The sequence below is a fragment of the Coxiella-like endosymbiont of Rhipicephalus sanguineus genome (assembly GCF_018687865.1).
On sequence record NZ_NIQB01000082.1, the window covers coordinates 1 to 12,334 of the forward strand.

Consider the following 12,334-nt stretch of genomic DNA (forward strand, 5'->3'; position numbering starts at 1 on the left):
TCGATGATGTGGAAGAATTAGCGATAATCTGCCTTCACCTTGGAATAACGTTGTAACCTTGTCTGTGAAGCAAGTTTATCCACTCATTCTACGTTCTTGACGGTCCAGCATTCGGTAACTTAATCCTTTTAGGATTATATGCGACCAGGCAATTCGCTTAACCCCTAGAAAATCTCAAAAATTATGCGAGCGATTTTTAAAATCTGGTAATAGGGGCGCAAGCCGATAGCTCCAATTGAAGCATTATTTATTGATAATGCTCGGCGAGCTCACTACTTTGAATTAACCGTGCATTCAGCTTACCACTCCGTTGAAGTTGCCATGCTCGAGTCGCGTATACACGCTGGCGGATGGAAAGACTCAGCTCATTCACTTCAGAGGAGGAAAATAACCATTCCGTTGGCAACGAATGCGATCTAACAGTGGAAGTGAAAGATACGATTGGTACTTCTGTACTTTCTGGCTGGTACACCGACATCCTCCTTTCGGATCTCCGATTGGATCTCCGAAGTAACCACAAGGACAGGGATTAATTGCCGCTACTAATTGAAAGTTAGAGGAAAATTCCACTTGATAACTGGTACGCGAAATACATAGTTGTTCTCTCTTAAGGGTTTGCGCAAAGATTCTAAAACTGATCGAGAAAATTCGGGTAGTTCATCCAAAAATAAAATTCCATGGTGAGCAAAGGTTATCTCACCCAGTTGCAGGGGTAAACTACCCCCTATCATTGTGATACTTGAAGTTAAATGGTGGGGAAGCTCGGAAGGGTCGTTGCCGCCAACACCTAAAATCAAAACCCTTCTTGCTCAGAGAATAAACCGTAGCAATTTCCAGAGCCTCATCCACGGTCAAAGAGAGTAAAATACCCTCTAATCGCCGCGCCAGAATGGTTTTATCCTGTCCCAGGGGGGGGGAACCCCATAAACAAAATATTATGGCGGCCGGGCAAGCCGTAATTTCTAAAGCACGCTTTCTTCCCAGCTGACCCTTCACATCGCTAAGACCATGATAAACTGAACTTTATGTCTCTTCTTTCAAAGTAAGAAGAGGTAGTCGATTTTCTTTTCGTAAATGCACACAAACGTCAAGTAAGTGATGGGCAATGAAAACTTTACCTATGGCACTTAACGATACTTTATCGGTATTCATGGCAGTAATTATTAAACTTCGGCCAGCTTTTGCCGTGGAGATCGCGAAGGGTAAGCCCCCGCGAATAGTACGAAGTTCAGCGAATAAAGTGAATTTGCCTGAAAATTGCTAATTATTTAACTAATCTTGAGGAATTCGATTGGAGGCCGCTAAAATTTCCAATGCGATGGCTAAGTCAAATCTCCAACCCTCTCGAGGTAGATCCGCAGGCGCAAGGTTTATACAGTAATCTGCTGAATAGGAAATTCTAATCGGCTGTTGATAATTGCACTACGAACGCGGTGGCGGCTTTCTTTGACAGCCGTTTCCAGTAATCCGACAATGGAAAAGCTTGGCATTCTATTTAGATAAGTGAACTTCGACAGCCACCGGAGGAGCGTCAATGCCGGTGCTAGCTCGGCTATGCACTATAGCAAGAGACATGAAGAATACTATCTTTGGTGTCTTTCCAGCTCGTTTAGCTTTTCTTCAAGCGCCTGTAATTTTGCCCGGGTCCGAGCTAACACCTTCATTTGGATATCAAATTCTTCTCGGGTTACCAAATCAAGTTTACTAAGCGATTGTTGTAAAATGCTTTTAAAATTTCTCTCTAAATCTTTAGGCAAGTTTTTAATGCCAGATGGTATCGATCCTAAGAGATAGGTGACAATATCATTGATGTTTTTTGGATCAAACATAAGCGATTCCTTTTTATTTTAAAATATTATATCATCCCATTAAAATCTCGTGAGTACCGAATAAAATAATCTAATTACTATGATCAAAATACAATACAGTAAATTTACTTAGCTTATTCACCAATCCACCCCCCCAAAAAAATAGGTTATACTTCGTTTCTATAATTATCGATGCCATACTCCAAGAGCTATATAGGTAAAACTCCCTATTGTTCGCCTTCAACGTATTGGTAAAACTCTCTCCTGCGAACTTTATGGTAAATGCAAATTTTTAAATCACGGCAGGTTTGTCAAAGATCGTATCGGTATTCCAATGATTGAACAAGCTTAAAAAGAAGAAAAAATTAAGCCGGGCGATACTTTAATTGAAGTGACGTCCAGCAATATACCGAAATTGGTATCGCACTGGCCGGAGCCGTGAAAGATTATAAAGTTATAATTACGATGCCAGAAAAAATCGATGCCAGAAAAAATGAGCCATGAAAAGCAAGTTATTTTAGAAGCCTTAGGGGCTAAAATATATCGCACGCCCACAGAAGCGGCTTTTGACAATCCTGAAAGTCATATTTCACTGGTCAAACGATTAAACGAAGAAATTCCTAATTCTTTTATTTTGGACCAAATATAGCAACTCGGAAAACCCTGATATTCATTATCAAACCATTGCACAAGAAATTCTCGATGAGATGGGCGATAATCTCGCAATGGTGGTGATGGGGATTGGAAACGGCGGTACTATTACGGGCATTGCTAGAAAATTAAAAGAAAGGAATTTCTCTATGAAAATTATCGGAGTCGATCCCATCGGGTCAATTATAGACGGGGGAGATGAAATAAAATCCTATATTAGTTGAAGGAATTGGTTATGATTTTTCCGGAGGTATTGGATAATAATTTTGTCAATAAATATATTAAAATAAATGATAAAGATTCTTTCTTAATGGCCCGACGACGCTTAATTCGTGAAGAAGGATTACTTGTTGTTGGTTCTTGAGGCTCTGCCGTATGGGCCGCCCTTTAAGTGGTGCAACGTTTAAAAGAAAGCGATCGTTTCCTGGTTCTTTTAGCCGATTTCATCCGTAATTATTTAACTAAATTTTTTTAATGATGCCTGAATGAAAGTACAAGGATTTTTGTAGTCAAAAAATTATATCTATTAATAAAAAATCTGATATTGCCACGCGAGTTATTCACGCTAGTCAAGAGCCTGATCCTACTACCGGAGCGGTAATGATGCCTGTCTATCTGACACTGACTTATGCCCCAAAAGTCCCAGACAGCATCAGGGTTACGAATATTCCTGCAGCCAAAATCCAATGCGTTTTGCTTATGAACGTTATGTTGCTGATTTAGAATCGGGGCAATGCGGATTTGCATCCGCTTCTGGAATGGCTGCTACGGCGACCATTCTAGAACTCTTGCAAACCGGCGATCATGTGATTGTGATGAACGATGTCTATGGCGGCTCGTATCGTTTATTTGAAAATGTCCCCAATCGATCAGCTGAACTTTCCTTTTCGTTTGTTGATTTTACAGATGAAAATAAAGTATGCGCAGCAATCACCGCAAAAATAAAAATGCTCTGGCTGGAGTCGACCAGCAATCCTCTATTATCAAAGATAGTTGATTTAAAAAAAATCGTCGCTATCGCCAAAGAAAAAAATATTTTAGCTGTGGCTGACAATACATTCGCCACACTAATTATCCAACGACCTTTGGAGTTGAGTTTTGATATTGTTACTTACTCTGCTAACAAATCCAAATATTTAAATGGTCATTCGGATATTGTTGGTGGCATTTGCGGTTGTGGGTGACAATAAAGCGCTCGCTGACCAATTAAAATATTTAGAAAATGTGATCTGTTCCATTGCAGCTCCTTTTGATAGTTTTTTAGTGCTGCTTGATAGTTTTTTAGTTCTGCGTGGCTTAAAAAACCTTAGCTATTAGAATAGAACTTCATTGTGAAAATGTTTTTCAATTTGCTGAATGGCTGGAAAAATACCCGAGAGTTAATCACGTGTATTACCTCGGTTTACACTATTCACCCCCAATATATCCTGGCTAAAAAACAAATACATTATTTTGGTGACATGATTTCCCTAGAGTTAAAAGCCGATTTTGCTTGCCACAAAAAATGTTAGAACGCTGTCGATTATGTTAGTCTAGCTAAAAGCTTAGGAGGCGTCGAAAGCCTCATTGAACACCCCACTATCATGACTCACACGAGCATTCCTCAATCTGAACGAGAAAAAGTCGGGATTACCGACAGTTTTATTCGATTCGTCGGAATCTAAAATTGGATGGATCTTCGTGAAGATCTCGCAACCGATCTTTAATAATAACCTTTATTAGCAAAGCAAAATCCAGGTTATTTTATTTTTTACTTTTTATCTTTCTTTGTGGATGGTGAGGGTGTTGAACTGGACTGCAACACTTGCGAAGGACCTAGGATAATCACAGGCTGGATTACAGCCGGCTCAAAGCCTAACAGATCCTCACTTAAAGGCTCACTTAAAGGGTCCATCAATTGATTCATTTCTCGCATTTGTTCCACCATCAAATGGTTTACCCGCCAAAAAGTTTGTTGCATGTAACGTGCTTCTTCTGCTCGTTGTTTCTCGATACGCTGATACAATTTTTTTGCTTCTTCATCTGATAATTTTTTTCCGTTTTTGTAAGCCATTACGTTTATAACTGGCTTCCATTTATAATTATGCTCAGTACGAATAAACATCGTTTGAATATCGGGTTGGTAATAACTTTCAAACACCTTACGATATTGTTCGCGATTTATCCATCCTACTTTCCCATTGCGGAGGTCACCTACTTTAATCCAATCTTTCTTTTGATAAATAGGTATTAACTCGTCGTCGGGTGAGACTTTCTGTAATACAGTTGATTTCAATTCAGGGGATTGATAAAGATTAATGAACTCGCTCTTTTTCAAGTTCGCTGAGCATTGTTGTTGTAAAACTGCATAAGACACATCTAAAATAGACAAGCAGAAGGAAAGCCCTAGAGTAATGATTAATTTTCGCATTTTTTCTCCTTCATTTATCGTAATTATTACGCAGACTATTATAACGTTTTCTTTCCTTAATTAAAAAGAGTTAACTTAGGAGGGCTAACCTAATTTAAGCGTAGTCAATCCATAGATCTGCTGCATCGGCAACTTTGTCGGCATTTGTAAATACATTCGAGCTATTTCAAAAACGAAATTCATGTTATGACGCTTTACCAACACCATGACATCCAAATTTAATTCAGTTATATCAAAATAAATATCCTACCCAACGGCGTAATTGGCTAAATAACTAAATAAAGATTCTGAAATTAAAGATTCTGAAATTGTTTCTTCATTTACAAATAAAAACCCTATTTTATATCCTTTCTGGCAGCGCCGGCAGCGCCGAATAACACCGTAACCCTTCAATAGGTTATCGCTTACATAACCTACAACCAGTGCATCCACTTGACTAATCCAAGCTAACAAAAATGCAGGACGCATTACCAGAAAATGCAAGCTATTATAGTGAAATACCTGTGCCAAAGGCAGGCGAGTTAAAAAATATTTTTTCTGGCTGAAATTTCTTCATTTTTTCACCCACACCATGAAATCGCAGATTACGATGTGAATATTTAATCCATTCTTAGCATAGGCTGCCTGCATTTCCACCACACCGTTCAATCCAGCATTGCGCGAACCAATATAATCTAATCTCTTTTTTAGTCATGGCTAAATTGCAATCGCGATCACGAAATTCCTTTTTAATAATTAACAACCTAAAAAAGAAAAATTTTCCTCATAAATAACACTGAAAGCCACCGCCACTGGTTCGTCATTACATTTTCCAATAAATAATCCTGTTGGATTAGCTCTATAAAAAATCTCTGCATCGTGAATTCCGAGATTCCAGCCCTAGCACCAGCCCACTCAATAGCAATTTGAGCTTCAGAAGACATCATGGAACAAATCTAAAAATTATTTTTCATACAGATGTTGCTCACACCAATGTTTTGAAATTTCATAACGAGTAGTAACCCAAATATCTTTAAAAGAAGCCAAATAATCTAAAAATTTCGTAATCGCTTGTATTCGACCCAGTCGGCCTGAAATACAAAAATGTAAGGCAACTGTCATCAATTTTAGTTTTGTTTTTCGTTCTCATGGATTTTTTTATAGGCCATTCCAAAAGCCCACAGAGTAACAGGAATTTTATAATCATTGAACAAACGAAATAATCGCCAAATACCACAGCAAGACCCGTATTCGAAAATCAATTCACTGAAAGGATGCCGATCCGCCTTTCAAATTTCCAAGTTGTCAATTTCTGTTAGAAAATTTTCAGACTGAGGATCACCATTGAGGACAATTTAATTTAGCTCTTTTTTCATAATTGATAAATTAACGGCTACTCGAGCTTGATTAGGCCAATGCTCGTTGGGAGGATTTTTCCCCTAACCAATATAATTTAAAGGTAGATATGTCATTGCTCTCCTCGAGCTCTTCAGAATATAGCACGGCTCTGAAAGGAGGTTTAAATTGGCAGCCTCATTATTAGCCAAGACCCCCCGCACTCGAATAAAATATCAGTGCAATTTTCTTAAAATTTTATTACCATGACCACTTCATTTCAATTAGGGATTTTAGCATGACGCACACAACCTTATTTACTTCAGAATCTGTCTCGGAAGGCCACCCAGACAAAATAGCCGACCAAATTTCTGACGCTGTTTTAGATGCACTCATTGGTCAAGATCCCCGTTCTCGCGTAGCCTGTGAAGCCGTAGTGAAATCCGGCATGGTTTTTGTCGCGGGAGAAATCACTACCAGTGCTTGGGCTGATATAGAACAAATTGCTCGTAATACCGTCTTAGAGATTGGTTACAATGACCCTCATATTGGTTTCGATGGAGAGACTTGCTCCGTGCTTTCGGCCATTGGCAAACAATCGCCGGATATCGTAATGGGTGTTGATGGACGCGAAGATCGAGAATTAGGGCTGGTGATCAAGGTTTGATGTTTGGATATGCTTCGAGAGAAACCGAAGTACTTATGCCTGCCCCAATTACCTATGCTCATCGCCTTGTTCGTCGACAAGCAGAGTTGCGTAAAGAAGGCATTTTTTCCTGGTTACGTCCGGATGCTAAATCGCAAGTTACGCTCCGTTACGAAAATGGCCTTCCTGTAGTAGTAGATTGCATTGTGCTTTCCACACAACATAGTCCGCATATTATTCAAAAAGATTTACGAGAAGCCGTGATTGAGGAAATCATTAAGCCTGTTATTCCTCGGACTTGGATTACAAAGGAAACTCGATTTTTAGTAAACCCTACTGGGCAGTTCGTTATTGGTGGACCGGTTGGCGATTGTGGATTAACGGGACGAAAAATCATCGTTGATACCTATGGAGGAATGGCTCGTCACGGAGGGGGCTGTTTTTCAGGAAAAGATCCTTCTAAAGTAGACCGTTCGGCTGCTTATGCCGCTCGTTACGTTGCTAAGAACGTAGTAGCTGCCGGAGTCGCGGATCGCTGTGAAATCCAAGTTTCTTACGCCATAGGTATTGCTGAGCCTACTTCAATTAACGTTGAAACCTTCGGAACCGCCAAGATTGATGAGGTACGTATTCAACAATTAATTATGGAATTTTTTGATCTTCGTCCGGGACGAATTATCGAAGATCTTCGATTGCTCCGACCTATATACAAAGCTACTGCTACCTATGGCCATTTTGGTCGGGAAGAGCCAGAATTTACGTGGGAGCGAACTGATAAAGCGGAAGTGCTTCGCGAGGCTGCGGGTTTAACTTTCAACCACCACCCAACATCCTTAAAATAGCAAAATAGCGAGTATTAAAAATAGAAATGACAATGACTCAAGATTTTCGAATTGCTGACAGTAAATTAGCAGATTGGGGTCGAAAGGAAATCGACATTGCCAAAACGGAAATGCCTGGATTGATGGCCTTATGTCAAAAATATAAAAAAAGTCAGCCCTTGAAAGGCGCTCGCATTGCGGGCTGTATCCATATGACGATCCAAACAGCTGTTTTGATCGAAACTTTAATTGAGCTTGGTGCTGAAGTTCGATGGTCTTCCTGCAATATTTTTTCCACCCAAGATCATGCAGCTGCCGCGATTGCGGAAAGAGGTATTCCGGTTTTTGCTTGGAAGGGAGAAACTGAGGAAGAATACTGGGAATGCATCGCTTCTACTTTAGAAGGTCCTAACGGCTGGCAGCCTAATATGCTATTGGATGATGGTGGAGACTTAACCGCTTACCTTCTGGAAAAACATCCAGAATTAGGCGAAAATATTCACGGTGTATCCGAAGAAACGACCACCGGAGTTCATCGTCTTTATAGGATGATCAGAGATGGAACTTTGAGATTCTCCGCTATCAATGTAAACAATTCAGTAACGAAATCAAAATTTGACAACCTTTATGGATGTCGCGAATCGCTTATCGATTCTATTAAGCAGGCAACGGATGTGATGATTGCAGGAAAACGTGTCGTCATCTGCGGATATGGGGATGTAGGTAAAGGTTGTGCACAGTCCCTTCGTGCCTACGGCGCCACGGTATATATTACCGAAATTGACCCTATTTGCGCTCTACAGGCCTCCATGGAAGGTTATCGAGTTGTGACCATGGAAGAAATGGCTCCGATCGCTGATATTTTTGTTACTGCAACGGGCAATACTGACATTATCACCCACGAACACATGACTCAAATGAAAAATCAGACCATTGTTTGCAATATTGGCCATTTTGATAAAGAAATTGACGTCGATTCTTTAAAAAAATACGAATGGATCAACATTAAACCCCAAGTCGATCAAGTTATTTTCCCTAACGGAAAACGACTGACGGTCCTGGCAAAAGGCCGTTTAGTTAATCTTGGCTGCGCGACAGGCCACCCCAGCTTTGTTATGTCGACTTCCTTCACCAATCAAGTATTGGCGCAGATAGAATTATGGCAACATCCAGAAAAATATCCCCTGGGCATATACGTATTACCTAAACACCTAGATGAAGAAGTGGCACGTCTTCATTTACAACAAGTCGGCGCCAAATTAACGGAATTAACCGAGAAACAAGCCGCCTATATCGGGATCGATCGCAAAGGACCATTTAAGTTGGATCACTATCGATATTAATCTTGCATCGTCTCTACGCAACAACACAAATTAAAACAATTATTTTCATAAATTAACGAATTAATAGTCTCTCCTTACAGTATTTATATAGTAATCGAAAAAATCATGCGAGAGATGGAAATTTTTTTTCACCCCACCAATTGGAGCTTGTTATATTATGATCCCGAGGCTGATGAACTCTTCTTTGTTTATGCAAAAAGACTGGATAAAAAACCTCATTCGAGAAATACGGCTAAAAAGAGGGAAGGCATTGCTGGCACCGTGGCAAAGACAAGAAAACCTCTCTTTATTCAAGACTGTCAAAATGATTCGCGTTTTAGACAAACAAAAAACTTGCTCGCTTTGCCCGTTCCCATTCAATACAAAGATATGTTATTTGGTATATTAAAATTGGTTAATTTAGAAAAAATTCTTAATTCTAGTGAAGAAGACTGTTTTTTATTCGAAATAACTGCTAATTTTTCAGCTGTGGCGCTTAGTTAGCGCTACCTTGTTTGAATATACTAAATCTCTTTCTTATCTTGATCCTCTCACGGGAATTTATAATCGTGTCAAGTTAGCAGAAGTTTTAAAGAAATGGAAAGAAAATTCCATTCAATATACTAAAAAAACAGTAAGTATTTTTTTATTAGATCTAAATCAGTTCAAAACAATTAACGATAAATATGGCCATCGAAAAGGAGATGAAGTATTAAAAGAAACTTGCAAATCATTCGTTCACAGTCTCGAGCAAGAGATTTATTTTTTCGCATCAGTGATGACGAATTCCTTTACCTTGTTCTGCACGACTCTAACCGTGAGGACACGAATATTGGGCAACCCATTGCGGACACCCAATTAGAAATTATTTCTCGCAAACTTGAACCTAAGCAAGGGCGGATTTTCTATTGGTTATGCGACAGGTTTATTAAAAGCTATTAATGAACTTATTCAAGAAGCGGATAAGGCTATGTACTAAAACAAAGAACGACGCAAGAATCTATACGCGTTTTTAGCTGAGTTCTAAGCTTCTAAAGAGAATTTCTCACTAATTCATTTAAAATCAAATAATTATACACCTTTTAGCTTAAATTTATGCTATAGTTTAGAGAGTAGATCTAACGGAATGGAGAAAGGATAAAGAAATAAGATATTCAAATAATTGAACCAAATTTATGACTACCTATAAGAAATCCAGCCTAACTCAGGACGTCCGATAAGGATTAAAGTTAAAGGATTATCAAAAGGATTATCAAGAAGACATGATCAATTCCCCCCCCCCCCCCACGACCCCAATGTTCATATCTCACCCTTAGATGAGGCGGGGTAAAAGCAGCAAACCTCTTTTCTACGAGAGGAAAATCCGAAGAGGGAGTAGATACTGGGGAAACAACGATTTAAGCTGAGGAACTATCAGCTCTAGAAAGCGATTAGAATCCCCTGTAGTTCGTGAAGAGGGTACCACCGGAGAAAGATTACGGACAAAACTAAAGCTATTGAGGAAAAAGCTGGAGATGAGTCTCAAGAAGAAGCTAAAGAGACTGAATAGAAAGAAAAAGTTAAAGACGAAGAAGAGCGTAAAGACACCAAAAAGGCTAGTAAAAAAGAAAAAGCTGAAAACAAAGTTCAAGGTAAAGAACCAAACAAGCTAAAAATGATTAGCCGGCTGCGCATCCCAGAAGGGATGGCAGCTAAGGGCCTAGCATTGACTATCATTCTAGTGAGGGCAAGCGCTGTAACAGAAACCTCCGTCGATACTGACCAAAATCATACGGCTCAAGCTCATCCTCAGGACATTCTTTCAACCCTCTGTCTTCAAGAAAGGGAATGATTTACTATTTGTAAGAAGACAGTAAAAAAAGCGTACCATGGAATGGAATTTATCATTCAAAATGAATTTCATGAAAGACCGCTACTAAACTTGTGGCGTGATTATTTTAGTATTGTTCAAAAATTATGGAAGCTTCTCGCCCAATGGGGCACATCATCCACATTATGGCTTGCATTACTATTACCTAGTTTTTATACATTAACTTTATCCCATATGATTGAATTATTCCTCATCATTCGACCTTGATACTTACATTTTTAATGATCCGCCGAATTACCGCCATTACCATACTTCTTTTTTCTATTGCAGAGTATTTCTATTAATTGAACTAGTGTACGTTTTGCATATTTCACCAATCGTGATATTTTCTATCACCTTTTAAATTGTAAAGCTCGAAGAATTTCAAAAAGAAGGATGAAATTGTTTATATTAAAGATTATTACCTTAATTAAGGTATTGATAACTTTATTCGATTTACTTTTTGTCCTTTTATTTCTTGGACTGATTGCCTATATCAGTAGCTATTTACTCTTTATTACAATAGCAATAATTGCATTTTTATTTTTTTTACTTCAGGGCAATTAAAGGATTTAGAAATTCATGTTGAAATTAAACATGCCAAATATAACCAGCTCTAGAGTTTTTTAACTAACATTTTTTTAGGCACTAAAACATTAAAAGCTATAGTTTCAGAATCTCTGATATTACGGAGATACAAACTACTTCTTAAAAAAAATTAAAAGAAATTCAATCGATTCATAAAGCTTCCACTTGAGTTTAAGGAACCGCACACTTCATCCAATATAGCACATCAGGACTTCTCATTTTGGCTAGGGGTGGAATGCTTCTGGAAGGCAATTTAAGTCTAAGTGCTCTAGCAGCCACTGTTTTTTTGACCGAACGAGCCATCTAACCGGTTCAACGAATATTAGTTTTATGGCAATAATATGAATTAATTCCAGTGGCGAAGAAATCAATAGAATCTTTGCAATCATTCCCATCAGAAAAATCGAAAGAAATCTCTAATTCTCAGCCGTTAGAAATAAAAGGAGATATCCTTTTAAAAAATGTTTCCTTCTAATATGAAAAAAGATAAACAAATTTTAAGAGATATTAATTTTCATCTAGCACCAGGTGAAATCATAAGCATCACTGGATAAAATTTTAGTAGCAAAACGACATTACTTAAACTTATTCTAGGACTTTATCAACCAACCAAAGGTGAGATTCTCATCGACGTGAGAAATATAGAGGATCACAACAATAAAATAAAATTAAGAGAAAAAATTGCCTTCTTATCAGATCAAGAAAAATCATTTCGTGGAACAATTCTAGAAAATCTTACATTATTCTGTAGCCAATTTAAATGAACAATTTCTTCCTTGTCTATTTATCACTTCAGATCAAATTCTTCATATTTTATTCAAACGCGAAGATAAGAACTATGTTACTTTTTCAGCATAAAACATTCATAAGATAACCTTCCTCTTACCAAAAAATAGAGTATTTTTTTACTTTCGTCAGCTTACGA

11 protein-coding genes and 5 pseudogenes are annotated in these 12,334 nt (G+C 38.3%); 8 read left to right on the forward strand and 8 right to left on the reverse strand.

What is annotated here, in order from left to right; translation table 11 throughout:
- Positions 1–369 precede the first annotated feature (369 nt).
- The 5 genes and pseudogenes from B1F79_RS07015 to B1F79_RS04470 form a co-directional block, all read right to left on the reverse strand.
- Positions 370–731, reverse strand: a pseudogene (locus B1F79_RS07015) (ATP-binding protein).
- Complete coding sequence (locus B1F79_RS04460; RefSeq protein ID WP_251366155.1) at positions 718–996, reverse strand: ATP-binding protein; 279 nt, start codon at positions 994–996, stop codon at positions 718–720. Before B1F79_RS04460 ends, B1F79_RS07015 begins: the two are co-directional and overlap by 14 nt.
- 276 nt (positions 997–1,272) lie before the next feature.
- Entirely contained in the window at positions 1,273–1,404 is a 132-nt protein-coding gene (locus tag B1F79_RS07020; RefSeq protein WP_372443151.1) for a magnesium chelatase domain-containing protein, read from the reverse strand.
- Positions 1,371–1,490 carry a magnesium chelatase domain-containing protein gene (locus B1F79_RS04465; protein ID WP_251366156.1) on the reverse strand — a complete coding sequence of 40 codons (120 nt, stop codon included), beginning with the start codon at positions 1,488–1,490 and terminating at the stop codon, positions 1,371–1,373. The genes B1F79_RS07020 and B1F79_RS04465 overlap by 34 nt, the downstream gene beginning before the upstream one ends.
- 93 nt (positions 1,491–1,583) lie before the next feature.
- Positions 1,584–1,829, reverse strand: coding sequence for an accessory factor UbiK family protein (locus tag B1F79_RS04470; protein WP_251366157.1), 246 nt, complete (start codon positions 1,827–1,829; stop codon positions 1,584–1,586).
- 208 nt (positions 1,830–2,037) lie between these two features.
- On the opposite strand from B1F79_RS04470, the pseudogene B1F79_RS04475 reads away from it, so the two are divergent.
- Together B1F79_RS04475 and B1F79_RS04480 are read left to right on the forward strand one after the other, a co-directional pair.
- Positions 2,038–2,934: pseudogene (locus B1F79_RS04475) on the forward strand (cysteine synthase family protein).
- A gap of 125 nt (positions 2,935–3,059) precedes the next feature.
- Positions 3,060–4,123, forward strand: a pseudogene (locus B1F79_RS04480) (trans-sulfuration enzyme family protein).
- An 86-nt stretch (positions 4,124–4,209) separates the two neighbouring features.
- Here the strand turns inward: B1F79_RS04480 and B1F79_RS04485 are convergent.
- The 3 genes from B1F79_RS04485 to B1F79_RS04495 all read right to left on the reverse strand — a co-directional run bounded on the left by B1F79_RS04485 (position 4,210) and on the right by B1F79_RS04495 (position 5,970).
- On the reverse strand, positions 4,210–4,869 hold the full coding sequence (locus B1F79_RS04485; protein WP_251366158.1) for an SH3 domain-containing protein: 660 nt from the start codon (positions 4,867–4,869) through the stop codon (positions 4,210–4,212).
- Between the two features lie 246 nt (positions 4,870–5,115).
- Positions 5,116–5,379, reverse strand: coding sequence for a GNAT family N-acetyltransferase (locus B1F79_RS07235; protein ID WP_285896401.1), 264 nt, complete (start codon positions 5,377–5,379; stop codon positions 5,116–5,118).
- Positions 5,380–5,811: 432 nt separating this feature from the next.
- Complete coding sequence (locus B1F79_RS04495) at positions 5,812–5,970, reverse strand: hypothetical protein (protein ID WP_251366160.1); 159 nt, start codon at positions 5,968–5,970, stop codon at positions 5,812–5,814.
- Between the two features lie 511 nt (positions 5,971–6,481).
- Here B1F79_RS04495 and metK point away from each other — a divergent pair.
- From metK to B1F79_RS07030, 6 genes and pseudogenes are all read left to right on the forward strand, one after another.
- A pseudogene (metK, locus tag B1F79_RS04500) lies at positions 6,482–7,671 on the forward strand (methionine adenosyltransferase).
- 26 nt (positions 7,672–7,697) lie between these two features.
- Entirely contained in the window at positions 7,698–8,993 is a 1,296-nt protein-coding gene (gene ahcY / locus B1F79_RS04505; RefSeq protein ID WP_372443146.1) for an adenosylhomocysteinase, read from the forward strand.
- A 114-nt stretch (positions 8,994–9,107) separates the two neighbouring features.
- On the forward strand, positions 9,108–9,476 hold the full coding sequence (locus tag B1F79_RS04510; RefSeq protein ID WP_251366162.1) for a GAF domain-containing protein: 369 nt from the start codon (positions 9,108–9,110) through the stop codon (positions 9,474–9,476).
- Between the two features lie 7 nt (positions 9,477–9,483).
- Positions 9,484–9,834, forward strand: coding sequence for a GGDEF domain-containing protein (locus B1F79_RS04515; RefSeq protein WP_251366163.1), 351 nt, complete (start codon positions 9,484–9,486; stop codon positions 9,832–9,834).
- A gap of 792 nt (positions 9,835–10,626) precedes the next feature.
- A complete protein-coding gene (locus B1F79_RS04520) occupies positions 10,627–10,803 on the forward strand; it encodes a hypothetical protein (protein ID WP_251366164.1) in 177 nt (58 codons plus the stop codon).
- Positions 10,804–11,987: 1,184 nt separating this feature from the next.
- A pseudogene (locus tag B1F79_RS07030) lies at positions 11,988–12,173 on the forward strand (ABC transporter ATP-binding protein); the annotation flags it as partial.
- Between the last annotated feature and the right edge of the window lie 161 nt (positions 12,174–12,334).

What these genes read in the sequence shown, in the direction of transcription:
- B1F79_RS04465 (WP_251366156.1), bottom strand. Translation starts at nt 1,490, where the DNA reads ATGCCAAGCTTTTCCATTGTCGGATTACTGGAAACGGCTGTCAAAGAA.
- B1F79_RS04470 (WP_251366157.1), bottom strand. Translation starts at nt 1,829, where the DNA reads ATGTTTGATCCAAAAAACATCAATGATATTGTCACCTATCTCTTAGGA.
- B1F79_RS04485 (WP_251366158.1), bottom strand. Translation starts at nt 4,869, where the DNA reads ATGCGAAAATTAATCATTACTCTAGGGCTTTCCTTCTGCTTGTCTATT.
- B1F79_RS04495 (WP_251366160.1), bottom strand. Translation starts at nt 5,970, where the DNA reads ATGACAGTTGCCTTACATTTTTGTATTTCAGGCCGACTGGGTCGAATA.
- ahcY (WP_372443146.1), top strand. Translation starts at nt 7,698, where the DNA reads ATGACAATGACTCAAGATTTTCGAATTGCTGACAGTAAATTAGCAGAT.
- B1F79_RS04510 (WP_251366162.1), top strand. Translation starts at nt 9,108, where the DNA reads ATGGAAATTTTTTTTCACCCCACCAATTGGAGCTTGTTATATTATGAT.
- B1F79_RS04520 (WP_251366164.1), top strand. Translation starts at nt 10,627, where the DNA reads ATGATTAGCCGGCTGCGCATCCCAGAAGGGATGGCAGCTAAGGGCCTA.